This is a genomic window from Streptomyces sp. NPDC005202, assembly GCF_040608235.1.
Classification (GTDB): Bacteria; Actinomycetota; Actinomycetes; order Streptomycetales; family Streptomycetaceae; genus Streptomyces.
Map to the genome: position 1 here is coordinate 144,790 of NZ_JBEXHW010000013.1, position 23,479 is coordinate 168,268.

At 72.0% G+C, this 23,479-nt stretch carries 26 protein-coding genes and 1 tRNA gene; 12 read left to right on the forward strand and 15 right to left on the reverse strand.

The features are described 5' to 3' along the window. Nucleotides 1–47: 47 nt before the first annotated feature. The 3 genes from ABZV31_RS20765 to ABZV31_RS20775 all read left to right on the forward strand — a co-directional run bounded on the left by ABZV31_RS20765 (nt 48) and on the right by ABZV31_RS20775 (nt 3,238). On the forward strand, nt 48–1,451 hold the full coding sequence (locus tag ABZV31_RS20765) for a glutamine synthetase family protein (protein WP_355895736.1): 1,404 nt from the start codon (nt 48–50) through the stop codon (nt 1,449–1,451). Between the two features lie 2 nt (nt 1,452–1,453). Then, nucleotides 1,454–2,626, forward strand: coding sequence for an amidohydrolase family protein (locus tag ABZV31_RS20770; protein WP_355895738.1), 1,173 nt, complete (start codon nt 1,454–1,456; stop codon nt 2,624–2,626). A gap of 84 nt (nt 2,627–2,710) precedes the next feature. Beyond that, the gene (locus ABZV31_RS20775; RefSeq protein ID WP_355895854.1) at nt 2,711–3,238 is read left to right on the forward strand and encodes an NUDIX hydrolase family protein; all 528 of its coding nucleotides are present in this window, start codon (nt 2,711–2,713) and stop codon (nt 3,236–3,238) included. A 40-nt stretch (nt 3,239–3,278) separates the two neighbouring features. On the opposite strand, the gene ABZV31_RS20780 is transcribed toward ABZV31_RS20775, so the two are convergent. Continuing rightward, on the reverse strand, nt 3,279–3,830 hold the full coding sequence (locus ABZV31_RS20780; RefSeq protein WP_355895741.1) for a PadR family transcriptional regulator: 552 nt from the start codon (nt 3,828–3,830) through the stop codon (nt 3,279–3,281). A gap of 92 nt (nt 3,831–3,922) precedes the next feature. Between ABZV31_RS20780 and ABZV31_RS20785 the strand changes: the two genes are divergently transcribed. The 7 genes from ABZV31_RS20785 (at nt 3,923) to ABZV31_RS20815 (ending at nt 9,101) form a co-directional block, all read left to right on the forward strand. Then, the gene (locus ABZV31_RS20785; protein WP_355895744.1) at nt 3,923–4,486 is read left to right on the forward strand and encodes a hypothetical protein; all 564 of its coding nucleotides are present in this window, start codon (nt 3,923–3,925) and stop codon (nt 4,484–4,486) included. Nucleotides 4,487–4,687: 201 nt separating this feature from the next. Beyond that, nucleotides 4,688–5,539 (forward strand): hypothetical protein, encoded by an 852-nt coding sequence (locus ABZV31_RS20790; protein ID WP_355895746.1) that lies wholly within the window; start codon nt 4,688–4,690, stop codon nt 5,537–5,539. 136 nt (nt 5,540–5,675) lie between these two features. Then, entirely contained in the window at nt 5,676–5,861 is a 186-nt protein-coding gene (locus ABZV31_RS20795) for a hypothetical protein (protein WP_355895749.1), read from the forward strand. 531 nt (nt 5,862–6,392) lie between these two features. Then, nucleotides 6,393–6,878 carry a DUF2975 domain-containing protein gene (locus ABZV31_RS20800; protein ID WP_355895752.1) on the forward strand — a complete coding sequence of 162 codons (486 nt, stop codon included), beginning with the start codon at nt 6,393–6,395 and terminating at the stop codon, nt 6,876–6,878. Next, nucleotides 6,878–7,099: a helix-turn-helix transcriptional regulator gene (locus tag ABZV31_RS20805; protein WP_030724363.1), complete on the forward strand. Its 222-nt coding sequence runs from the start codon at nt 6,878–6,880 to the stop codon at nt 7,097–7,099. The genes ABZV31_RS20800 and ABZV31_RS20805 overlap by 1 nt, the downstream gene beginning before the upstream one ends. Nucleotides 7,100–7,624: 525 nt before the next feature. Further along, nucleotides 7,625–8,575 (forward strand): ISAs1 family transposase, encoded by a 951-nt coding sequence (locus ABZV31_RS20810; RefSeq protein WP_355895756.1) that lies wholly within the window; start codon nt 7,625–7,627, stop codon nt 8,573–8,575. 28 nt (nt 8,576–8,603) lie between these two features. Continuing rightward, nucleotides 8,604–9,101, forward strand: a complete 498-nt coding sequence (locus ABZV31_RS20815; protein WP_355895857.1) for a tyrosine-type recombinase/integrase — start codon at nt 8,604–8,606, stop codon at nt 9,099–9,101. Nucleotides 9,102–9,200: 99 nt separating this feature from the next. On the opposite strand, the gene ABZV31_RS20820 is transcribed toward ABZV31_RS20815, so the two are convergent. Continuing rightward, nucleotides 9,201–9,274, reverse strand: a tRNA-Pro gene (locus ABZV31_RS20820). A gap of 183 nt (nt 9,275–9,457) precedes the next feature. Between ABZV31_RS20820 and ABZV31_RS20825 the strand changes: the two genes are divergently transcribed. Together ABZV31_RS20825 and ABZV31_RS20830 are read left to right on the forward strand one after the other, a co-directional pair. Further along, entirely contained in the window at nt 9,458–10,165 is a 708-nt protein-coding gene (locus ABZV31_RS20825) for a transketolase (protein WP_355895758.1), read from the forward strand. Nucleotides 10,166–10,255: 90 nt separating this feature from the next. Further along, nucleotides 10,256–11,176 carry a transketolase C-terminal domain-containing protein gene (locus tag ABZV31_RS20830; RefSeq protein ID WP_355895761.1) on the forward strand — a complete coding sequence of 307 codons (921 nt, stop codon included), beginning with the start codon at nt 10,256–10,258 and terminating at the stop codon, nt 11,174–11,176. 44 nt (nt 11,177–11,220) lie between these two features. Here ABZV31_RS20830 and ABZV31_RS20835 read toward each other — a convergent pair whose 3' ends face one another. The 13 genes from ABZV31_RS20835 to ABZV31_RS20895 form a co-directional block, all read right to left on the reverse strand. Then, entirely contained in the window at nt 11,221–12,603 is a 1,383-nt protein-coding gene (locus ABZV31_RS20835) for an MFS transporter (RefSeq protein ID WP_355895764.1), read from the reverse strand. A 127-nt stretch (nt 12,604–12,730) separates the two neighbouring features. Then, a complete protein-coding gene (locus ABZV31_RS20840) occupies nt 12,731–13,090 on the reverse strand; it encodes an MmcQ/YjbR family DNA-binding protein (RefSeq protein ID WP_355895766.1) in 360 nt (119 codons plus the stop codon). Between the two features lie 30 nt (nt 13,091–13,120). Continuing rightward, nucleotides 13,121–13,654, reverse strand: coding sequence for a GNAT family N-acetyltransferase (locus ABZV31_RS20845; protein WP_355895860.1), 534 nt, complete (start codon nt 13,652–13,654; stop codon nt 13,121–13,123). A gap of 2 nt (nt 13,655–13,656) precedes the next feature. Continuing rightward, the gene (locus tag ABZV31_RS20850; protein ID WP_355895769.1) at nt 13,657–14,259 is read right to left on the reverse strand and encodes an XRE family transcriptional regulator; all 603 of its coding nucleotides are present in this window, start codon (nt 14,257–14,259) and stop codon (nt 13,657–13,659) included. Between the two features lie 63 nt (nt 14,260–14,322). Continuing rightward, a complete protein-coding gene (locus ABZV31_RS20855) occupies nt 14,323–15,546 on the reverse strand; it encodes a radical SAM protein (RefSeq protein ID WP_355895772.1) in 1,224 nt (407 codons plus the stop codon). A gap of 187 nt (nt 15,547–15,733) precedes the next feature. Then, on the reverse strand, nt 15,734–16,636 hold the full coding sequence (locus ABZV31_RS20860; RefSeq protein WP_355895775.1) for a LysR family transcriptional regulator: 903 nt from the start codon (nt 16,634–16,636) through the stop codon (nt 15,734–15,736). A 31-nt stretch (nt 16,637–16,667) separates the two neighbouring features. Next, entirely contained in the window at nt 16,668–17,867 is a 1,200-nt protein-coding gene (locus ABZV31_RS20865; RefSeq protein ID WP_355895777.1) for a glycine C-acetyltransferase, read from the reverse strand. Nucleotides 17,868–17,903: 36 nt separating this feature from the next. Beyond that, the gene (gene tdh, locus ABZV31_RS20870; RefSeq protein ID WP_355895780.1) at nt 17,904–18,932 is read right to left on the reverse strand and encodes an L-threonine 3-dehydrogenase; all 1,029 of its coding nucleotides are present in this window, start codon (nt 18,930–18,932) and stop codon (nt 17,904–17,906) included. Nucleotides 18,933–19,125: 193 nt separating this feature from the next. Next, nucleotides 19,126–19,704 (reverse strand): GAF domain-containing protein, encoded by a 579-nt coding sequence (locus ABZV31_RS20875; RefSeq protein WP_355895782.1) that lies wholly within the window; start codon nt 19,702–19,704, stop codon nt 19,126–19,128. A 57-nt stretch (nt 19,705–19,761) separates the two neighbouring features. After that, a complete protein-coding gene (locus tag ABZV31_RS20880) occupies nt 19,762–20,379 on the reverse strand; it encodes an ATP/GTP-binding protein (RefSeq protein ID WP_355895785.1) in 618 nt (205 codons plus the stop codon). Further along, nucleotides 20,357–20,734, reverse strand: coding sequence for a DUF742 domain-containing protein (locus ABZV31_RS20885; protein WP_355895787.1), 378 nt, complete (start codon nt 20,732–20,734; stop codon nt 20,357–20,359). The genes ABZV31_RS20880 and ABZV31_RS20885 overlap by 23 nt, the downstream gene beginning before the upstream one ends. Continuing rightward, entirely contained in the window at nt 20,731–21,165 is a 435-nt protein-coding gene (locus ABZV31_RS20890) for a roadblock/LC7 domain-containing protein (RefSeq protein ID WP_355895789.1), read from the reverse strand. The genes ABZV31_RS20885 and ABZV31_RS20890 overlap by 4 nt, the downstream gene beginning before the upstream one ends. A gap of 68 nt (nt 21,166–21,233) precedes the next feature. Continuing rightward, nucleotides 21,234–23,468 (reverse strand): ATP-binding protein, encoded by a 2,235-nt coding sequence (locus ABZV31_RS20895; protein WP_355895862.1) that lies wholly within the window; start codon nt 23,466–23,468, stop codon nt 21,234–21,236. Nucleotides 23,469–23,479 lie beyond the last annotated feature (11 nt).

Sequence of the window (23,479 nt, forward strand, 5' to 3'; positions counted from 1 at the left end):
GGCGGCACACCGGCCGCCGGCTCACCCGTGCTCGTCGAGGAGGACGTATGACCACCCTTGTCGATCCCGTCCCCGGTGGGCGTCCCGGTGACGTCGAACGGGCCACCGCGCTCAGCGGCGAGCTGGCCGGGCGGGGCGTGCACGGCGTCGTCCTGGCCTACGTCGACACCGCCGGGATCGGACGGGTGAAGACCGTCCCGACGGCGAAGCTGCCCGCCGCCGCGGCCTGGGGGGTGGGCATGTCGCCGGTGTTCGACACGTTCCTGGCGAACGACTCCATCGTGACCACCGGCGTCCTCGGCTCCCCGGACGGCGACCTGCGGCTCTACCCCGACCTCGACCACCTGGTCGTCCTGTCCGGGCAGCCGGGCTGGGCATGGGCCCCGGTGGACCGGATCACGCAGGAGGGCGAGCGGCACCCCGGGTGCAGCCGTACCTTCCTGCGCCGGATCGTCGCCGACGCGGAGCAGCGCCACGGCATCACCTTCAAGGCGGGCATCGAGGTCGAGTGGGCCGTCGGCCGAGGCGAGGCGCCCGACGGCGAGTTCGTGCCGGCGGTGTCGGGTCCGGCGTACGGCGCCACCCGGCAGGTCGAGCTGAGCGACTACACCGCCGACCTGCTGGCGGCGTTCGCGGCGCAGGGCGTGGACGTCGAGCAGATCCATCCCGAGTACGCGGCCGGGCAGTTCGAGATCTCGGTGGGGGCGCTGGACCCGGTGGCGGCGGCCGACCGGAGCGTGCTGGTGCGGCAGACCGTCCGGGCCGTGGCGCAGCGGCACGGCCTGAAGGTCTCCTTCGCCCCGGCCGTCTTCGCGCAGGGCGTCGGCAACGGCGGCCATGTCCACCTCTCGGCCTGGCGCGACGCGGTGAACCTGCACTCCGGCGGCGGGGGCCGGTACGGCATGACGGCCGAGGCCGAGTCCTTCGCCGCCGGGCTGCTCGCCCGCCTCCCGGCTCTCACGGCGGTGACCGCGCCGAGTCCGGCCAGCCATCTGCGGCTCAAACCCTCCCAGTGGGCCGGGGTGTTCACCGCCTGGGGCCGCGAGACCCGCGAGGCCGCGGTGCGTGTCGTCACCGGCACACAGGGCCAGCGCGACCAGGCCGCCAACCTGGAGGTCAAGCCGGTCGACCTCGCCGCCAACCCCTACCTCGCCCTCGGCTGCCTGATCGCCGCCGGGATGGACGGCCTCACGTCGTCCGCGCCCCTGCCGGAGGAGATCACCGGGGATCCGGCACGGTTCGGCGAGGCGGAGGCGGCGGCCCGCCGCGTGCGGCGCCTGCCGACCTCGCTGGAGGAGTCCGTCGCGGAGTTCCGCAAGGACGAACTGCTGCGCACCGCCCTCGGCCCGGTCCTGGCCGACGCGGTGATCGCCGTGCGCCAGGGCGAGATCGCGGCCGTCGACGGGCTGGACGACGAGCAGGTGGCGGCGGCGTACCGCTGGAAGTACTGACGATGGGCGGCGTAGCACGCGGTGCCGGGCCGGTCCACGAGGCACTCGCCGCCCTGCCGCTCGTGGACCACCACTGCCACGGAGTCGTCACCGCCGACCTGGACCGTGCGGGCTTCGAAACCCTGCTCACCGAGGGCGAGGTGTGGCCCGGCAGCGGGATCTCGCCCTTCGACTCCCCTGTCGGCGTGGCCGTCCGCCGCCACTGCGCCCCGGTGCTCGACCTGCCGCGCCACGCCCCGGCCGACGCATACCTCGCCCGGCGGGCGGAGTTGGGCGCGCACGAGGCGAACCGGCGCTTCCTCGCCGCCGCGGGCTCGGGCGTGTTCTGCGTCGACACCGGGTACGCGCCGGACCGCCTCACGTCCCCGGCGGAGCTGGCCGCGGCCGCGGGCGGTGACGCGGTCGCGTACGAGGTCGTACGGCTGGAGAGCGTCGCCGAGGCTCTGGTGGCCAAGGGAGTTGAGCCCCACGAGTACGGAGCCGTCTTCCGCGAAGCCGCCCACGAAGCCGCACGGCGGCCGGGCGTGGTGGGCGTGAAATCGGTGGCCGCCTACCGCACCGGCTTCGACCTCGACCCGGCCCGCCCGTCGGACGCGGAGGTCGCGCAGGCGGCCGCGCGCTGGCTCGCCGGTGCCGGCCGCCGCCTCGACGACCCGGTCCTCGTCCGGCACCTGCTGTGGACGGCCGTCGACCTCGGTCTGCCCCTCCAACTGCACACCGGGTTCGGCGACAACGACATCCGCCTGCACCGCGTCGACCCCACCCACCTCACCGACTGGCTGCATCTGACCGCCGGCACGATCCCGGTCCTGCTGCTGCACTGCTGGCCCTACCAGCGCCAGGCCGCCTACCTCGCGGCGGTCTTCGAGCAGGTGTACCTGGATGTCGGCCTGACCCTGCACCACGTCGGTCCCGCCCGGGCCCGCGCGATCCTGGAGGAGGCCCTGGAGATCACACCGTTCCGCAAACTGCTGTACAGCTCCGACGCCTACGGTGTGGCCGAGTTCCACCACCTCGGGGCGGTGGCCTTCCGGCAGGGCCTGGCCGGACTGCTGCAGGACCGGGTGGACGCCGACGAACTGAGCCCGGCGGACGCGCTCCGGATCGTCCGGTGGACGGGACGGGACAACGCACACCGCATCTACGAACTCACCGACGGTGCAGGAGAAACCTGAAATGACGTGGGGCCGCTCACAGTTGCTCCGGAGCGGCACGCACGACGCCGGAACCCCTGAAAGTATGATCAAGCAATGTCTGACATGACCGAAACCACGCCCGGTTGGCTGACCACCGACGAACTCGAGCAGGCGCGCGCCCACATGCCGATCCTGTACGTCGAGGCGGTGCCCGTGCGCGTCGACGACAGCGGTGAAGTGACCAGCATCGGCCTGCTCCTTCGCATCGGTCCGGACGGAACGGTCAGCAGGACCCTGGTCTCCGGCCGGGTGCTGCACCACGAGCGCGTGCGGGACGCCCTGCTGCGCCACCTGGAGAAGGACCTCGGCCCGGTGGCGCTGCCCCGCGTGCCCGCCTCCCTGCAGCCCTTCACCGTCGCCGAGTACTTCCCGACGGCGGGCATCACGCCCTTCCACGACCCCCGACAGCACGCCGTGTCGCTCGCCTACATCGTCCCGGTGACCGGCGACTGCCGCCCCCGGCAGGACGCCCTCGACCTGGTCTGGTTCAGCCCGCAGGAGGCCGCCTCCCCGGCGGTGCAGAGCGAGATGCCGGGCGGACACGGCGTCCTCCTCAAGCAGGCCCTCGCGCATGTCGGTTACGTGTACTGAACGGCGCCCGGCGCACCGTCGGTGCGGGCGCCGCGGCCGGTCAGCTCTCGCCTGGGGCCGCGGCCGCCACCTCCTCGCGCGGCGCCAGCTGCGCGGCGGCCCAGCGGGCCCAGTCCCGCTCCATCTCGGCCAGGCGCAGCCCGTATTCGAGCCCGATCCGGCCGTTGACGGTCAGCGGGCCGTCGTCCCCGCCCAGCGCGGCACGCAGCGCTGAGAGCCGCTCGTGTTCGGCCACCGCCTGCCGCTCGCGCTCGCCCAGGATCGCGCGGGCCTGGTCACCGGTGGCCAGATCAAGGAAGAACACCTTCAGCAGCAGCTCGCTGCGGCGCGGCTGCGGCGGAGTGGGCGCGGCCAGCCAACGAGCCAGCTCCTCACGGCCCTTGTCGGTGAGCGTGTACTCCTTGCGGCCGCGGGGCCCCTGTGCGGACACGTCGACCAGTCCGGCGCTCGCGAGCCGGTTCAGTTCGCCGTACATCTGGCTCTGCGTCGCCGGCCAGACGTGCGCCAGCGACGTGTCGAACAGCTTCATCAGGTCGTAGCCGCTGGCGGACCGGTCCACCAGGAGACCGAGCAGTGCGTGGCGAAGGCTCATGGGTCCACCGTACCTCCACGTTTGACATGTCACATGTGACCCCGTAACTTCGACCTGTCAGCAGTGGAATTTGACCCCGGGAAGGGGTTCCCATGCACTACCTGCGCGGCTTCCTCCCCTGGATCGCCTACGCCTGCCTGTCGCCGCTCGGCTGGCAGTGGAGTGCTCTCACCGGACTGGTCGTTGCCCTGGTCCTCATAGCCGTAAACCGCAGGGCGGGGGTGCCCGCGGACGCGCTCATCCTGGAGTTCAGCACCGCGTGCTTCTTCGTCGTCCTGACCGCGGTCGCCTTCGCCGCGCCGCACTCGAAGGTGGCGGACTACGGCGGGGCGATCTCCTTCGGCTGGCTGGCGGTGACCGCGGGGACCACCCTCGCCGTCCGCCGTCCCTTCACGCTCGGCATCGCCCGGCGCACCGTGCCGGAGAAGTTCTGGAAGACACCGCAGTTCCTGCGCATCAACAACGTCATCACCGCGGTGTGGGCCACCGCCTTCCTGGTGACCGCTGCCGCCCTGACCGTCTGCGACGCCACCGGCGCGGGCACGGCGGTCAAGATCACGATCCAGGTGCTCGGCTTCGTGGTCCCGGCCGTCTTCACCGCCCGCTACCCCAAGATCGTCCAGGCGCGGTACGCCAAGCTCAACACGGCGTCCTGAAACCCCGGACACGGCCCCGGGACACCACCGCAGAACGCTCCTTCGTATCAGCCGCCCCACCGCTGTGACCAGGGACTCCGCGGGGGTGTTCAGGTTGCTCTCAGGTTCCCGGGGCCGTCGGGCAACGCCTGCCCCAGAAGTCCCAAAACCCTGGCAAAGGGGTCTGGGAAGACGGCAGTTGACCATGCGATCGTGCGCGCCATGACCACAGAGCACGTCCTTGATGACCGCCGCGACGATCACCACTCCCGCACCAGCCACTCCCGCACAAGCCACCCCCGCACCAGCCACTCCCGCACCAGCCACTCCCGTATCCGCCGCACGGCGAACAAGGTGCCGGAAGTGACCGTCTACTTCTGGATCATCAAGGTGCTGACCACCGGCATGGGCGAGACGGCGTCCGACTTCCTGGCCCATCTCCTCGGCCCGGTCCCGGCGGTCGCGCTCGGCGGCCTCGCCCTGCTGGCCTCACTGGCCCTGCAGTTCGCCGTCCGCCGGTACGTGGCCTGGATCTACTGGACCGCCATCGTCATGGTCAGCGTGTTCGGCACCATGGCCGCCGACGTCCTGCACGTCGGCCTCGGCGTCCCCTACGCCGTCTCGACGCCCGCCTTCATGGCCGCACTGGCCGCCGTCTTCGCCCTCTGGTACGCCGTCGAGCGGACCCTGTCGATCCACAGCATCCACACCCGCCGCCGCGAGACCTTCTACTGGGCCGCCGTCCTGGCCACCTTCGCGCTCGGCACGGCAGCGGGCGACCTCACCGCCACCATCGGCCTCGGCTACCTCGGCTCCGTCGTCCTGTTCGGCGTCGCGATCTGCGTCCCCGCCCTCGCCCATCACCGTGGCGCGCTGGGCCCGGTGACCGCCTTTTGGACCGCGTACGTCATCACCCGCCCCCTCGGCGCCTCGCTGGCCGACTGGATGGCCCTCTCCCCCGGCCGCGGCGGCCTCGGTCTGGGCCTCGGCCCGGTCACCCTCTCCTGGACGGCCGCCATCGTGGCCTTCGTCGGGTACCTGGCCGTCTCGCGGGCCGACGTCCGGCCGCGGTAAGGACGTTCACGACCGAGCCGGGGCCGCCGACCGCCGCCAGGGGTGTGCGCGCACGTACACCCCGAACTGGTGACGGGACGCCGAAGCCCTCGCTTGTTCCGTAGACGGGCCAGGCGAGTTGGGATTTCATGATTCCATGACGAACAGAGAGCGCGGGGCCCTGGCTCTCTGGCTCACGGGGGTCGCGGTGGCCGTCTGGGCCGTGGTCCGGTTCGGCTTCGAGCCGGTGACGGCGGCTCTGGGGGTCGGTGGGGTCGTCCTCGCCGCCTCCCCGGCCAGAAGGGCGCTTGTCACTCCACTTCGACGCCACCATTTCGAGTGACGCCGGGAGTCAGCTACCAGGGACCCTGGCGTCTCCCCGGACCGGACTTCCACCGGCTGGCTACCCTGAGCTTGACGTCCGGTTACATCACTCACATCCCTTCTGAGCTGGGAAGACGCCCGGACTCCTGGACGTACGCTTGGCGTTTAACCTCGCCGGGTCACCTGACCTGCTGATCTTGGCGTCTTTCTGAGACAGCAGGACGGCCGTTCTTCACGCTTCGAGGTGTCGAGCAACGTCGCGTGAAGGAACGGCCGCTGTGAAGAGTCTGGCTTGTGCAGGTCCCGCTGATGCCGCGCTGAGCGTGCTGTCCCACTTTCCAGGGCTTCGGCGTAGTCGGGTGGCGTCCGATTTGTGCTCAAGCGAGGCCGACTTCGACAAGATCAAGACGGTTCGCGCGAACGCCATGCCATGGGAGGGGTGGCGGCGCACCGCCACGGTGCGAAACCGCCGCCCATCCTCCGCCCCAACCTTTGCTTCATCTATCGAAATTCAATAGGTTTCCATCGCGACTCGATGGAAGGATGGGCAGTGGGAAAGCTGATAGTGGGTGCGCTGCGCGCCGTGCTCGTGGTGGTGCTCGCCGGCACCGTGTTCGTACAGGCATTGATGGTGTGGGCGTTGGCCACCGACCCGGAGGACGGGTCGCTCCCGCTGACCCCGCTGCGCGTGATCACGATCCTGGGCATGGCGTCGGTCCAGGTCGCCCTGATCTGCGTATGGCGGCTGGTGACGATGGTGCGACGCGGAACCGTGTTCTCCCACGCCGCCTTCCGGTACGTGGACGCCGTGATCGGCGCGATCGTGGCGGCTGCCCTCGTGTGGTTCGCGGTCACGGTCCTCAATGCGCCGGGCCAGCGGGCCGACCCGGGCGTCACCGTCATCATGGGCGGGGTTGGCGTGGCCATCCTGGGGGTCGCGCTCATCGTGCTCGTGCTGCGGATGCTGCTCGCCCAGGCCGTCGCGCGCGACATCGAAGCGGCGCAGATGCAGGCCGAGTTGGACGAGGTGATCTGATGCCGATCGCCGTCGACATCGACGTGATGCTGGCCAGGCGGAAGATGTCCGTGGGCGAGCTCGCGGACCGCGTAGGGATCACGCCCGCCAACCTGGCGGTACTCAAGAACGGCCGCGCCAAGGCGGTGCGCTTCGCGACGCTCGCCGCGCTCTGCGAGGTGCTCGAGTGCCAGCCGGGCGACCTGCTGCGCTGGGAGGCCGAGGACGCCGCGGGCGGATGACATGCCCCAGGGCGGGCGTGAAAACGCCTGGCACCACCGGCCCGTGGCACGGCGCGTGGACCGCAAGAACGTGGATCGCCGATCACCCGCAGCACCGTCCCGACCCCGTTGGGTAGATTCCGGTTGACTTGCACCGCACCGTCCCGGTCGACGATCGCAACCTGCGAACGCGACCTCCCCACAGCAAACCCCCGTCCTTCCAGCGCGGAAGAGCGGGGGTTCGTTGTTGGGCGGGCAGCCAGGGCTTCGCCGTAGTCGCTTGACGCCGGATTCGTGACGGTCTGTCAATTCAACGGGGTTCCGGGAACGCGACAGGCACGGGCTTCCAAGATCATGGAGTTCTCGACGCCCGTGATCCGAGTGGAAAACCGTGCCTGCCGACGCAGCATCGCCGATCCCGCCTGGCTTTGACCAACTCCGCGAGCATCCCGGGGCCGTGCCCGAGGAGATCCCGGGCCTGCTGGAGCGACTGGCCGAGGTGCCCGCCCTCGCGATCCGCGCGGCGTACGGCACGCTCTGGTCGTCGTGCTCGCGCTGACCGCGTGCGCGGTTCTGGCCGGAGCGACCTCCCTGCTGGCGGTGGGTGAGTGGATCACCGACGCCCCGCCGTCCGTCCTGGAGCGCCTTGGCGTACGGCCCGATCCGCTGTCCCCGAAGCGGTGCCTGCCAGCGGAGGCGACCCTGCGGCGGCTGCTGGGCCGCATCGACGGCGACGCGTTGGACCCGGCGGTGGGCCGCTGGCTGGCCGACCGGCGCGCTGGGGCCGACGGTCGGCTGCACGCAGTGGCGGTCGACGGCAAGACCCTGCGCGGAGCGGCCAGGGCCACGGGCCGCAAGATTCATCTGCTCGCCGCCTGCGACCACCTCTCCGGCCTGGTCCTGGCCCAACTCGACGTAGGCGAGAAGACCAACGAGATCACCTGCTTCCAGCCTCTGTTGGAGACCCTCGCCGACCTGGCGGGCGTGGTCGTGACCAGCGACGCCATGCACACCCAGCGCGAGCACGCCAGCTACCTGCTCGGCCGAGGCGCGCACTACGTCGTGACCGTGAAAGGGAACCAGAAGAAGCTCCACAAGCAACTCAAGTCCCTTCCCTGGAAGCAGATCCCGCTGCAGGGCCGCACCCGCGACACCGGCCACGGCCGCGGAGAGATCCGCCGCATCAAGGTGTGCACGGTGAACAGCCTGCTCTTTCCCGGCGCCCGCCAGGCCGTCCAGCTCAAGCGCCGCCGAGTGGACCGCAAGACCGGCAAGGTCAGCATCAAGACCGTCTACGCAGCCACCAGCCTCACTGCGGAACAGGCCACACCCGCCGAGCTCGCCCGGCTGATCCGCAGCCACTGGAAGATCGAAGCCCAGCACCACGTCCGAGACGTGACGTTCGCCGAGGACGCCTCCCATCTGCGAACCGGCTCCGTACCCCGAGCCACTCCTGCGCCTCTTCCTCGCTGTCCACTGCAGCGGATGCGGGGTTAGCGAGGTCTCCGGATGCCGTGTCGGAGACATCGACACCAGCCAGTGGATCTGGACCGTGCGACGTCGGACCACACCCGCACCCGGCGGACTGACCGACAAGGGCACCAAGGGCAAGCGGGCCCGCAAGGTCCCCATCATCGAGGAAATCCGCCCCCTTGTCGCCCAGCGCATCCTGTCCGCCGGCCCCGACCCCGACGCCCGCCTGTTCACCGGCCCACGCGGCGGGCGCATCTCCACCGCCGTCCTGCGCGACGCGACCCACTGGGACGACGTGGTCACCAAGCTCGGCTACGAACACCTGCGCCGCCACGATCTCCGGCATGCCGGACTGACCTGGTTCGCCGACGCAGGAGTCCAAGTCCACGTCCTACGCAGAATCGCCGGCCACGGATCGCTGACCACCACCCAGCGCTACCTCCACCCGGACGTGCACAAGATCACGGCCGCCGGCGCGGCCCTCACCGCACACCTCAGCGTGCTCCGCGCCCCGCGCTCCTTGCCGAGCCCGATCGTCGTCACCCGCTGAGCCGGTCAAGGAACGCTGGTCCCCAACTGGTCCCCAAGAATGATCAAGGGGCGGTTTCGGATCACTCCGAAACCGCCCCTGACCTGCGACTCATTCGAGTCGGGACGACAGGATTTGAACCTGCGACCCCTTGACCCCCAGTCAAGTGCGCTACCAAGCTGCGCCACGTCCCGTTGCCCGTCTGACCTGGGCTTTCCCCCGGCCGAACGTGCAGGAAAACAATACCGCACTCGGGTCGGTGGTCGCGCACCCGTTTGTCCGGCGGCCGGGGCGCGAGCGCACACCTGTTACTCCGGCGGCCGCGGCGCGGGCGCGCAGTTGACCTCAAGTTCGCTTGAGGTTGCACGATCGTCCGCATGACGATCACCGAGGAACTCGGGCGTACCCACGGGTACGCCGACCTGCCCCGACTCATGGGGCTGATGACGGGCGACGAGAAGCACGGGCCGGCGGCCACGTCCACGCTGGACGTGCTCTGGGTGCTTTACGACCGCGTGCTGCGGGTCGGCCCGGAGCGGAGGGACGACCCGGAGCGGGACCGGTTCCTGCTGTCGAAGGGGCACGGGCCGATGGCGTACTACGCGGTCCTCGCCGCCAAGGGCTTCGTACCCGTGGACTGGCTGCCGAACTTCGGCGCCTACGACTCGCCGCTCGGACACCACCCGGACCGCACGCTCGTGCCGGGCGTGGAGATCGGCAGCGGATCACTGGGGCACGGGCTGCCGATCGCCGTCGGCACGGCGTTGGGGCTGCGCGCCCAGGGGCTCGACGGGCCACGGGTGTGGGTGCTGATCGGGGACGCCGAGCTGGACGAGGGCAGCAATCACGAGGCGATCGCCTTCGCCGGGCCCGCGGGGCTAGAGCAGCTGCACACCGTCGTCATCGACAACGCCTCCGCCAGCCACGCCCGTCCGGGCGGGATCGCGGCCCGTTTGGAGGCCGCGGGCTGGTCGGCGGTGACCGTCGACGGCCGCGACCACGAGGCGCTGTACGCCGCCTTCACCGCATCGCATCCGGGCCGTCCGCACGCGGTCGTGGCCCGGGTGGAGCCGAAGAACGCCTGAATCCCCGCCCCACACCCCCGCTCCCCCTCCCATCCGACGTGCCGCCCCCACTCCCCCATTCCATCCGACGTGCCGAAGGGCTCGACCTCCATGGACACCATGCGTGACCGTTTCGCACCCGTCGTCTCGCGCCTGCTGGACGAGGATCCGCGAGTCGCGGTCGTCCTCGCCGAGATCGGCAAGGACGGCTTCGCCGAGGCCCGGCGCAGGCACCCCGACCGGGTCATCAACGTCGGCATCCGCGAGCAGCTCCTCGTCGGCGCCGGCGCGGGGCTGGCGCTGACCGGGATGCGGCCGGTGGTGCACACCTTCGCCAGCTTCCTCGTCGAGCGGCCCTTCGAGCAGGTCAAGCTGGACCTGGGGCACCAGGACGCGGGAGCGGTGCTGGTGAGCGCAGCCGCCTCCTTCGACTGGCCCGCCGGCGGGTACACGCACATGGCGCCCGGCGACGTGGCGCTGCTCGACACCCTGGACGGCTGGACCGTCCATGTGCCGGGGCACCCGGACGAGGCCGAGACCCTGCTGCGGCACGCGGTCGCCGCGGGCGACGAGAAGGTGTACGTGCGGCTGTCCGTGCAGTCGAACGCCGAGCGCCGTCCGGTCGACGGCGAGCGCTTCCTCACCGTCCGTGAGGGCCGCTCGGGTGTCGTGGTCGCCGTCGGGCCGATGCTCGACGCGGCGCTCGCCGCGACGGAGGGCCTCGACGTCACCGTGCTGTACGCGACGACCGTACGGCCCTTCGACGCGGCCGCGCTGCGCCGGGCCGTGCAGACGGCCGGGACGGACGTCGTCCTGATCGAGCCGTACCTGGCGGGGACGTCGACGGCGGCCGTGAGCGACGCGCTGCGCGACGTCCCGCACCGCGTCCTCGGCCTCGGCGTGGGCCGCCGCGAACTGCGGCGCTACGGGCGCGTCGAGGAGCACGTCGCCGCCCATGGTCTCGACGCCCGCTCCCTCCGGGAGCGGATCGCGGGGTTCGTCGGGGGTGGGCGTCTGGTGGTCGGGGCCTGAGCAGCGGTCGCGCGGCGGTGGGGTGTGAGAGCTGCGTCCGGTCGTCAGCGCTGCTCCGGGGCCCTCCCGCGTCTCGCCTCCCTGCCCGGGCCGTGGGCCGTCGCGTCGGCGCGTATCAGATCGCGTATCGCGGGGACCGCGAGCAGCGCGGTCGGTACGACGAAGCTCATCACCCCGGCGACCAGCAGCACGTGGTCCGCGCCCAGGGCCGACGCGGCCGGGCCGGCGAGGGCCTGGCCGACGGGCATCATCGCGAGGGAGCCCGCCACGTCGTAGGCGTGGATGCGGTTCAGGACGTCGGGCGGCACCTGGGTCTGGACGCTGGTCGCCCACATCACGCCCCAGAACGACATCCCGGCCCCGGCGACGGCGGCTCCCGCCGCCATGACCGGTACGTCGAGGCCGGCTCCGACGGTCGCCGGGAAACCGGCGAAGGCGAAGAGAGCGAGCGCGCCGGCGCGCAGCATGCGCCGCGGGCGCAGCCGCAGGGCGAGGAACCCGCCGACGACGGTGCCGGCGCCGAGGGCCGAGTTGACCAGGCCGTAGGCGCGCGGGCCGTGCTGCTGGACCACCTCCGTGGCCACCAGCGGGACGGTCGGGCCCCAGACGGCGATCATGTACAGGCACCAGACGGCGATGACGCCCCACAGCCAGGTGCGCGCCCTGAACTCCCGCCATCCTTCGACCAGATCGGCCTTGAAGGTGCTCGTCCCGTGACCGGCCGGAGTGCTGCCGGGAGCGAGCGGGGGCAGGCGGAGCAGCAGCAGGCAGAGGGCGCTGACCGCGTAGGTGGAGGCGTGGGCCGCGAACACTGCGCCGGACGAGGCGAGGCCGACCAGCACGCCCGCGACGGCGGGGCCCGCGAGCTGGGCGGCGGACTCGGCGATCCGTATGGCGCCGATGGCGCCCTGGATGTCGCAGGCCAGCCGGGGCACCGTGCTGGCCACGCCGGGCTGAAAGACCGCGCCGGCCACGCCGTTGAACAAGCCGATCGCGCAGATCTCCCAGAGCACCACGTGGCTGGAGAAGAAGAGCGCGGCGGCCAGGGACTGGGTGCCGAGCCGCACGAGGTCGGCGCCGATCATCAGTCTGCGGGTGCTGAACCGGTCGGCGATGACCCCGCCGAAGACCACGAGTCCGGCGAACGCGGCGGCCGTGGAGGCCATGGCGAGGCCGACCGCGCCCACGCCGTACCCGTGCTGCAGCAGGCCCGCGGCCAGTGCCACGGGCAGCATGGTGTCGCCGAGGCGGGCGACGGCCCGCGCGACGAAGAACAACGCGAAGTCCCGCGACCAGACCGGCCGTACCCAAGTGCCGTCTCCGGGTCCGGCAACGATGTCATGCCGTCCTGGTCCGGCCCCGCCCGACGGCGCGACTCCCTGCGCCGCCGCCTCACCGGGCGACGACTGCGATGGCGTCCCGGTCATCCTTGGCGCTCCCCTCCCGGCCGATCCACACGGTCCCCCCTGGTGGCAGCCGGAGTCCCCTCCCTGCCCCGGCTGCCCCCGTGCCTTCGGATCATGCCATGGCCCACTGACAACGCCCGAGGGGTTTTCAGTGCACGGTGGGCAGCCCCAACTCGGGGTGGGCCGCCAGCAGTCGGGGCGGGGCCGCCTGGCGCCAGGAGTCGGCGAGGATGTCGCGCAGCTCGTCCTCGTCCTCCAGCGCGGCGAGCCGGGCACGGACCCATGCGAACTGCGCCTCGTGGTCGGCGACCCAGAACTTCTCCGGCTCCGCCAGGACCAGTTCGTCGCGCTCGTCCTTGGGGCAGCGCACGGCGAGGGAGGTCTCGTCCTCCGGCAGCGTGGCGAACATCTTTCCCGCGACCCGGAACGTGGGCATGCCCCAGGCGATCTTCTCCGTCGTGTCCGGCAGGGACAGGGCGGTACGGCGTACGTCTTCGGCATCCGGCATGACACGCACGCTAGCCGCACCCACTGACAGTCACCTGGTCACGGATCCCGCTCCCAAGTGCTTGTAGTAGATCGTCGTCGGCCGCAGCACCCCGGCCGGGCTGGCCGCGTAGTCGGGGATCGCGCCGACCCGCGTCCAGCCGGCCGAGTCGTACAGGCGCTCGGCGAGGCTGTCGGTCTCCGTGTCCAGGTGCAGCAAGGTGATGCCGGCCGCGCCGGCCGCCTCCTCCGCGGTGGTCAGCAGCCGGCGGCCGAGGCCCTGTCCGCGTGCGTGCCGGTGCACCATCAGCTTGACCAGCTCGGCGCGGTGGCGGCTGTTGGGCTTGTCGGGAAAGGCGAGGCTGACGGTGCCGACCGTCCGCGCTTCGTCGTTCGCCGCCCACACGGCGAGCTGCCCGGCGGCCACGCCCGCGGCCCGCTCCTTCCACCAGGCGACCGCCTCGGCGTGATCGAGGGGCGCGAGGAAGCCGACGGAGGCGCCGGCCGCCACGGTGTCGGTCAGCAGCTCGGCCAGCTCCTCGACGCGGTCGAGCAGGTGGGCGGCGTCGAGCCGGGTCACGGTCACCGTCACGGTCGCACCACCGCCAGGACGTAGCGCGCGTCCGCGGGACCGGCACACCGGAACCGCGTCGGCCCCCACACCCGCAGCCGCAGGCAGTCACCGGTGCCGAGGTGGTGTCCGACGTCCTGAGCGGTCACCTCGAGGCTTCCTTCCAGTACCCAGATGTGCTGCTCCAGGCCGGGCACGGGCGGACGGTCGTACGCGATGTCGGCGCCCGCGGCGAGCCGTCCCTCGACGAGTTCGCCGCGCAGCCCGGCGTGCGGGGGCGACACGGACCGCCGGACGAACCCGGCGGCCCGGTCCTGCCACACCGTCTGCTCGGCGGCCCGCACCACCGGCGCGTGGTCGGCCTCGACCTCGCTGAGCAGCTGCGACATGGTCCGCCCGTACACGTGGCACAGCCGGTTGAGCAGCGAGGCCGTCGGGCTGATCTCCGCCCGCTCGGCCCGCGACAGCGTCGACCGGCTCACCCCGCTGCGCTCCGCCAACTCCCCCAGGGACCAGCCGTGTTCGGCCCGCAGCTCGGCGAGGCGGGCACCGAGACGGGCGTCGACGGGGTCCGGGCCGGAGGCGACCTCTTCCTCGGCTCCACCGACAGGTCGTTTCATATTCGGGATGCTATCCCAGATTCGAGATGCCCCGCACGCGGGAGACCCTTCCCGTGGCCCTTGTCACGCGCGACCTCCGAACGCCGCCAGCGTCCGCTCCAGCACCGGCAGCGCCCGCACCACCCGTTTCGAGCGGATCAGCAGGTCCCACGCCGGCTCGAACTTCTTCCAGCCACCGGCGTACGCGAGGTGCCGCAGCCGCTCGTGCGGGCCCGGCTGCGCCGCCGCGCCGCGCCAGATGCTGGACCAGCGGTAGAAGTCGCGGTACGCCCGCCAGTAGCCGTCCTCCAGCTGACGTGGCGTCATACCCTTGGGGCGGTAGACGACATGGCGGGTGTCGTACAGGTCCCAGTCGCGGTGCACGATCCGGCTCTCGGACTCCAGTTGCCGCCACAGGCCGGTCGACGGATACGGCGCCATGATGTGAAAAGTCGCCGTCTCGATGCCCTGCTCGACCGCCCACTCCACCGTGCGGTCGAACACGTCCGGGCCGTCCTGGTCGAGCCCGAAGACGAAGCTGGCATTGACCATGACCCCGGCGTCGTGCAGGCGCCGTACGGCCGCCGCGTAGTCCGTGCCGATGTTCTGGTTCTTGCGCCGCTCGGCGAGGTTCGCGTCGTTGACGGTCTCGAAGCCGACGAACAGACTGCGCAGGCCCGCCTCCACCGCCCGCTCCAGCAGACCCGGCCTGAGGACGGAGCTGACCGTGCCGGCCGCCTGCCACAGCCGTCCCATGCCGGACATGCCGTCGAACAGGGCCTGCGCGAAGCGCCGGTTGCCGAGCAGGTGGTCGTCGAGGAAGTAGAGGTGGCGGCCGGGAAGGCGGTCGATCTCCGCCAACGCGTCGTCGACGGCCTGGGTGTAGAAGGACTTGCCACCCTCGAAGAAGGCGTCCTTGTAGCAGAAGTCGCAGTGGTGTGGGCACTCTCGTGACACGACGATCGAGTGGGGAACGAGATAGAGGTGACGCTTGATCAGGTCACGGCGCACCGGCGGGAGTCCGGCGAGCGTGCGCTGCGTCGAGTCGTAGCGGCGGGCGGGAGAGCCGTCGCAGAAGTCCTTCAGGAACAGCGGCCAGGTGTCCTCGCCGGGGCCGGTGAAGATCGTGTCGGCGTGGGCCGCCGCCTCCTGTGGGAGCGAGGTCACGTGCAGGCCCCCCATGGCCACGTGGACGCGGCGGGCGCGGAAGTGGTCGGCTATCTCGTAGCTGCGCCGGGCGGACGTGATGTACGGCTGCACCACCAGCAGGTCGGGGGTCTCAAGGGCCTCCAGGTCGATCCGCTCCACGTGCTCGTCGTAGAGCGTGACCTCGTCGTCGGGGTCCAGGTAACCGGCCAGGGTGGCAAGGCCGAGGGGGCGGGAACAGGGAGTACTTGATGGGGCGGAACAGCGGACTGGTCGCCTCGGTCAAAGCCGGAAGGATCATCGTCACACGCATGCCCACCGAGACTGCGCGCCGGACGCGGCCGGTTCCCTACCCCCGGGCAGCTTCTCCCAGCGCGTCTAGCACCGGGCGGATGAGGGGATGCTCCTCGGCTCCCCGGCGTACGGCCGCGAAGACCCGGCGCGTGGGCGCCACGCCGTCGACGGGACGAACCACCACGCCCGTGAGGTCCATGCCGCGCAGGGCAGAGCGGGGGACGAGGGCCACGCCGGCCCCGGCCGAGGCCAGGGCCACCACCGCGCGGAAGTCGTCCGAGGAGTGTTCGAGGCGGGGCTGGAAGCCCGCGTTCTCGCAGGCCAGGACGACCACGTCGTGACAGGGGTTGCCGGGGTAGGGGCCGATCCAGGAGTCCTTGGCCAGCTCGGCGAGCGGGACCTCGGCGGTGTCGGCCAGGCGGTGGGTGACCGGGACGACCGCGTCGAAGGGCTCGGCGTACAGCGGGACGTGGGTCAGGCGGGGGTCGTCGGCGGGCGGCGCTCCGCGGTACTCGACGGCGACCGCCACGTCGACCTGCCGGTCCAGCACCATCGGGAGGCTTTCGTCGCCTTCGGCGTCCTGGACGCGGATACGGATCCCCGGCGCCGACTCTGCGAGGCGGGCCACCGCGGGCGCGACGACCAGCGCGATGCCGGTGGCGAAGGAGGCGACGGTGACCGTGCCGGCCGCGCCGGAGCTGTACGCGGCGAGCTCGGCCTCGGCCCGCTCCAGCTGGGCGAGGACCACGTTGGTGTGGCTGAGCAGGATCTCGCCGGCCGGGGTCAGCCGTACGCCCTTGGCGCTGCGCTCCACGAGCCGGTGGCCCGTCTCCTGCTCCAGGGCCGTGAGCTGCTGGGAGACGGCGGAGGGCGTGAGGTACAGCGCGGCGGCAGCCGCCGTCACCGTGCGGTGGTCGGCCACCGCACGGAGGATGTGCAGCCGCCGCGCTTCGATCATGCGAACGATTATCGCAAGCCCCCCGGGCCGCTCAGGCCTCCAGCTCCGCCCGGGCCGCGACGAACGCGTCGACCGCGCGGTTCACGTCGTCCGTCGAGTGCGCGGCGGACAGCTGGACGCGGATGCGGGCCTGGCCCTGCGGCACGACCGGGTACGAGAAGCCGATCACGTACACGCCGCGCTCCAGCAGCAGCTCCGCCATCCGGCCCGCCTTCGCCGCGTCGCCGATCATGACGGGCGCGATGGCGTGGTCGCCGGGGAGGATGTCGAAGCCCTCCTCGGTCATGCGGCGGCGGAACAGCGCGGTGTTCTCGGCCAGCCGGACGCGCAGGTCATCCGCCGACTCCAGCAGGTCGAGCACCTTCAGCGAGGCGGCCGCGATCACCGGGGCGAGGGTGTTCGAGAACAGGTACGGCCGCGAGCGCTGGCGCAGCAGGGCGACGATCTCCGCGCGGGCGGCGACGTAGCCGCCGGAGGCGCCGCCGAGCGCCTTGCCGAGGGTGCCGGTGATGATGTCGACGCGGTCCATGACGCCGTGCAGCTCGGGGGTGCCGCGGCCGCCGGGGCCGACGAAGCCGACGGCATGCGAGTCGTCGACCATGACCATGGCGTCGTAACGGTCGGCGAGGTCGCAGATCTCGCGGAGCGGCGCCACGTAGCCGTCCATCGAGAAGACGCCGTCGGTGACGATCAGCTTCCGGCGCGCGCCGCCCTCATCGGCCTCCTTCAACTGCCGCTCCAGGTCGGCCAGATCGCGGTTGGCATAGCGGAAGCGGCGGGCCTTGGACAGGCGGATGCCGTCGATGATCGACGCATGGTTGAGGGCGTCGGAGATGACCGCGTCCTCCGGGCCGAGGAGGGTTTCGAAGACACCGCCGTTGGCATCGAAGCACGAGGAGTAAAGGATCGTGTCCTCCTGGCCGAGGAAGGCCGACAGGCGGGCCTCCAGCTCCTTGTGCACCTCCTGGGTGCCGCAGATGAAGCGCACGGACGCCATGCCGTAGCCCCAGCGGTCCAGTGCCGCGTGCGCGGCGGCGACGACGTCGGGGTGGTCGGCGAGGCCGAGGTAGTTGTTGGCGCAGAAGTTGAGGACCTCGCCGGGGCGGCCGCCCGCGGTGACGTTGACGGTCGCGGCCTGCGGGGTGCCGATCACGCGCTCGGGCTTGTGCAGACCGGCGGCGCGGATCTCGTCGAGGGTGGCGCGCAGGTCGTCGCGCACGGAGTCGAACATGGGAGAAGCTCCTAAGGTGCTTGCGCGGGAGGAGGGTTACGCGGTCCAGTCGAGGATGACCTTGCCGCCCCGGCCACTGGCGGCATCCGCGAACGCGGCCTCGAAGTCGCGGTAGCCGTACCGGCCGGTGATCACGGGCGCGAGGTCGAGGCCGCCCTCCAGCAGCACCGACATCGCGTACCAGGTCTCGAACATCTCCCGGCCGTAGATGCCCTTGATGGTGATCATGGAGGTGACGATCCGGGCCCAGTCGACCGCGAACTCCTCGGCGGGCAGGCCGAGCATCGCGATCCGGCCGCCGTGCGTCATGTTGGCGATCATGTCGCGCATCGCCTCGGGCCGGCCGGACATCTCCAGGCCGATGTCGAAGCCCTCGCGCAGGCCGAGTGCGCGCTGTCCCACGGCGATGGTGGCCTCGGAGACGTTCAGCGCGAGACTCACGCCGACCTTGCGCGCCAGCTCCAGCCGCTCCTCGCTGACGTCGGTGATCACGACGTTCCGCGCACCCGCGTGCCGGGCCACCGCCGCCGCCATCAGACCGATCGGGCCGGCCCCGGTGATCAGCACGTCCTCGCCGACCAGCGGGAAGGACAGGGCGGTGTGCACGGCGTTGCCGAACGGGTCGAAGATCGCGGCGACGTCGAGGTCGACGGGGACCCGGTGCACCCAGACGTTGGCGGCGGGCAGGGCGACGTACTCGGCGAACGCGCCGTCGCGGCCCACGCCCAGCCCGACGGTCGCCCGGCACAGATGGCGGCGCCCGGCCAGGCAGTTGCGGCACTTGCCGCACACCAGATGGCCCTCGCCGCTGACCCGGTCGCCGGTCTTGATGTCGGTGACGTCGCGGCCGGTGGCGACGACCTCGCCGACGAACTCGTGCCCGATCACGAGCGGGGTGCGGATCGCCTGCTGCGCCCAGCCGTCCCAGGCATGGATGTGCAGGTCGGTGCCGCAGATGCCGGTCCGCAGGACCTTGATCAGTACGTCACCGGGTCCGACGGCGGGCTCGGGGACGTCCACGAGCCACAACCCGGGCTCCGCCTTCTCCTTGACCAGCGCCTTCAACGCTACGGCTCCTGTGGTGAGACCCCGGGTCCGGGCATGCCGAAGGGACCCGCATCCGGGGAGAGGGGTGGAATCGCGTAGCAATCTGCCGTACGGCGACGCCCTGGTCCATCGAGGATTTCTTAAGCGCGGCCGCAGCTTTCCTTCACGCCGTCCCCAGCCCCTTCCGGCGCGTCCGCAGGGCACCGCGCGCTCAGAGCAGGAAGCCCTCCGACCCCCGCCGTTCGAGCCACCCGACGAGCTCCGCCGCCGACGCCTTGATGGTCTCCAGGCCGTCCCGGCCCCACGGCCGCGGCTCTACGTCGACGACGCACACCGTGCCCAGCACCATCCCCGTGCCGTCGATGAGCGGAGCGCCGAGGTAGGAGCGGATGCCGAACTCGTCGACGACCGGGTTGCCCGCGAAGCGCGGATAGTCGCAGACGTCCTCCAGGACCAGCGCCTTGCGCCGGACCACGACATGGGGGCAGAAGCCGTGGTCGCGAGCCAGGTGGCGCCCCACTTCGCGCCGGGTCCCGTCGGCGTCGACGGTCAGGACGTCCCGTCCGGGCGTGTGCAGGCCGGCGAAGAACTGCCCCTTGTCGTCGAGGAAGTTGACCATCGCGTACGGCGCCACGGTGCGCTCGGCGAGGCGGTCGGCGAAGGCGTCGAGGACGGCCTCGGGGCGCTCCCCCAGGCCCAGCCGGCGCAGCCGCCGGGTGCGGGCGGGGGCCTCCCTGTCCTCGGGGGTGAGCAGCAGGCGACCTGCCGGGCGCGGCGGGTCGTAGCTCATGTCCGGGCTCCGTCGCTGTGGGCGTGTGTCATCTACGGGCTCCCTGGCGGTGTGGGATCACATGTGGGCGCCGTGGCTCGGCGCGGGGGCGGGTGCGTGGGCGATGAGGTGCCGTACGAGGTTCAGCAGCGTCTGGACGCCCGAACTGGAGATGCGGGCGTCGCAGCGGACGACGGGGATCCCCGGGTCGAGGTCGAGGGCGGCGCGCACCTCCTGGGGGTCGTAGCGATAGGCGCCGTCGAACTCGTTGACGGCGATGATGAAGGCGAGGCCGCGCTGCTCGAAGAAGTCGACGGCCGCGAAGCACTCCTCCAGGCGGCGGGTGTCGGCGATGATCACGGCGCCCAGGGCGCCTTCGGACAGCTCGTCCCACATGAACCAGAACCGCTCCTGTCCGGGCGTGCCGAACAGGTAGAGCACGTGCTGCGGATCGAGGGTGATGCGGCCGAAGTCCATCGCCACGGTCGTCTCGACCTTGTTCTCGATGCCGTCGAGGTTGTCCGTGGCCGCGCTGACCGTGGTGAGCAACTCCTCCGTGCTGAGCGGGGCGATCTCGCTCACCGCGCCGACGAAGGTCGTCTTGCCCACCCCGAACCCTCCCGCCACCAGAATCTTCAGCGCGGTCGGGAAGGGGTCGGTGCCGTCGTCGTAGTCAGAGCTGTCGTCGTAGTCCATCGAGCACTGCCTCCAGAAGGGCCCGGTCGGTGGGGTGGTGGTGGAACACGGGGGGCTTGGTGGTCAGCGCCCCGCAGTCGACGAGGTCGGACAGCAACACCTTGGTCACCGCCGCCGGCAGCTTCAGGTGGGCGGCGACCTCGGCGACCGGAAGGGGAGCGCGGCACAGGTCGAGTGCCTGGGCGTGCTCGGGGCCGAGGTAGCCGAGGGGGGTGGCCCCGGTGACCATCACCTGCGACATGAGGTCGAGCGCGATGCTGGGCCGGGTGCGGCCGTTGCTGACCGTGAAGGGGCGCACCAGGCGTCCGGCTGCGTCGTCCAGCCAGGGCCCGTCGCCGGCCGTCGTCGCGCTCAAGGCCTCAGCGCCGGGGGTTCGACGGTGTGCTGCCGGGGCGCGGTCACGAGGTAGGGGCGGACGCTCTTGACCAGCATCGCCATCTCGTAGCCGAGCACCGCCGCGTCGGCTTCGCGGCCGGCGAGCACGGCGAGGCAGGTGCCGGAGCCGGCGGTGGTGACGAACAGCAGGGTCGAGTCGAGTTCGACGACGACCTGCCGCACGTCGCCGCCGTCGCCGAAGCGGATGCCGGCACTGCGGCCGAGGGAGTACAGGCCGGAGGCCAGGGCGGCCATGTGGTCGGCGCTGTCGGGGTCGAGGCCGTGGACGGACTTCACGAGCCCGTCGCAGGACAACAGGACCGCGCTGGTGGTGTGCGGCACGCGCTGCACGAGGCCGCTCATCAGCCAGTCGAGATCGGATACATGGCCGGTCGGCGCATCGCTCGCCATGGTGGATCGACTCCTTGGGTTACGAAGGTCTGCGGGGGCGCTGGGGGCGGGGGTGGACAGCGGGCTGGTCATCCGGCTGGTGCGCTCCCGTCGTGCCGGGCGGTGAGGTCGTGTCCGGTCGTGGGCGCGCCGTCGTGCGCCCCGAGCGCCTCGGGTGGGGCGGACGCGTGCGCGGGCCGCGCCTCGGGGGTCGGGGACGCGGCCAGGGGTGGTACGTCCCGGGGTGACGCGTCGCTCGAGGTGGTCAAGGGGTCGTCCTTGCGGACCGGCTCCAGGAAGGTCGGCTCCCGGTGCTGCTGGGCCTCGGCGAGGCCCATGCCGCGCTGGAAGGCGGCCATCAGGCCGGGGTCGTGGCCGGCGACGTACTCGCTGTCCTGGCGGGGCGCCGGGCCGCCGCGCAGCTGGGGCGCGATGTGCTGCTGGGCGCGGCGCCGGGGCAGTTGGGGTTTGCCCATGGTGCCGCGCACCGTGCCGTCGCGCGGGGTGGGCGGCACGGCCGCGTGCGTCGCGACGGCAGGCCTGTCCTCGGGCCTGATACCGGGCACGGCCTCGGCGGGGTTCGACCGCCCCTCGCGGGCGGCGCGCCGGGGCAGGGGCGCCGGTCCGCCGCCGTTCACGGGCGGGGCGGGGCGTACGACGTCACCGTTCACGGGCGAGGCGGGGCGAACTGCGTCACCGTTCACGACCGAGACGGGGCGTACGACGTCACCGGTCCCGAGCGATGACGGGCGTATGTCCCCACCACTCACGGTCGAACCGGGGTGTACATGCCCACCGTTCCCGGCCGACGCGGCGGAGCCGGCGTGGCTGCCGTCCCCGCCCCTAGCGGCGCGGCCCGTGTGGCTGCCGTCCGGGCCGGGCGCTCCGGTACGTGGCGCCGGTGCCTGGTGCGGCGGGTGCGGTGCCCCGGGGAACGGTGTGCCGATGGCCGGTGTGTTGGAGCCCGGTGTGCCAGGGCCCGGTGTCCCGTACCCGCCCGACGGGCCGGGCGGGTACGGCGCCGGCACCGGGGGCCGCCGCGTGTCGGCCGCCGTGTACGGCTGCGTCTCGGCCGCCGTGTGCGGCTGTGTCTGTGGTACGCCCCCGGGGACGCCCGGCGCGGTCCCCAGCAGCCCCTGCGGCACGACGAGGATGGCCTGCACCCCGCCGTAGATGTTGGTCTGCAGGCGGACGGTGATGCCGTGCCGCTTGGCGAGCTGCGAGACCACGAACAACCCGATGCGGCCGTCCGCGAGCAGGCTGGCGACGTTGACCTGGTCGGGGTCGGCGAGCAGGGCGTTCATTCTGGCCTGCTCGCCGACCGGCATGCCGAGGCCCCGGTCCTCGACCTCCACGGCGAGTCCGGAGGTGACGAAGTTGGCGCGCAGCAGGACCTGGGTGTGCGGAGCGGAGAACACCGTGGCGTTCTCGACGAGTTCGGCCAGCAGGTGGATGACGTCGGCGACGGCGTGGCCACGCAGCATGCCGTCGATCGGCGGGACGAGCTTGACCCGCGAGTACTGCTCGACCTCGGCGATGGCGGAGCGCAGCACCTCGGTCATGGAGACGGGGTGGCTCCACTGGCGGCGGGAGACGGCGCCGCCGAGGACGGCGAGGTTCTCGGCGTGGCGGCGGATGCGGGTGGCGAGGTGGTCGACGTGGAAGAGGCCCTTGAGCAGGTCGGGGTCCTCGATCTCGTTCTCCAGCTCGTCGAGGATGGAGATCTCGCGGTGCACCAGGGACTGCAGGCGCCGGGCGAGGTTGACGAAGACCTCGACCTTCTGTTCGCTTCCCGCCTGGCTGGAGAGCTGGGTGGCCCGGACGACGGCGGCGACGGCCCCGTCGTGGGCGCGGGCCAGGTCGGCGGCGAGCAGTTCTAAGTCGTCGGCGTCCTCGGGGGGACCGCCGCGCGGCTTGCGCTGGGGCGGGGTCTCGCCGTGGCGCAGCGCGTCCACGAGGGCGCGCAGATCGGCCTCGCGGCGCACGGTGCTGCGGCGCAGGGCGCCGATCCGGTCGTGGACGGACCGGGCGGCGCGGTCGGCGGCGACGGCGGCGATCCCGATGCCCGCGAGCGTCACCGAGAGCGCCCCGGCGAGCACGGCCCACAGGGTGAGGCCGGGGCGCGCCCCGGTGGAGCGCACGGTGAACAGCACGGCGGCGCCGGCGCTGAGGGCGACCGCGACCGGCGGCAGCACCGCCAGACGCAGGAGCTGGGGCCGTATGTGGGTCTCGGGCAGCGAGGGGACGGTGCGGGTGACCGGCCGCCCGTGCCGCCCGCCCTCACGGCGGTCTGCGCGTGCGGCCGGTGCACGGAGGTGAGACATCTGTTCCTCGT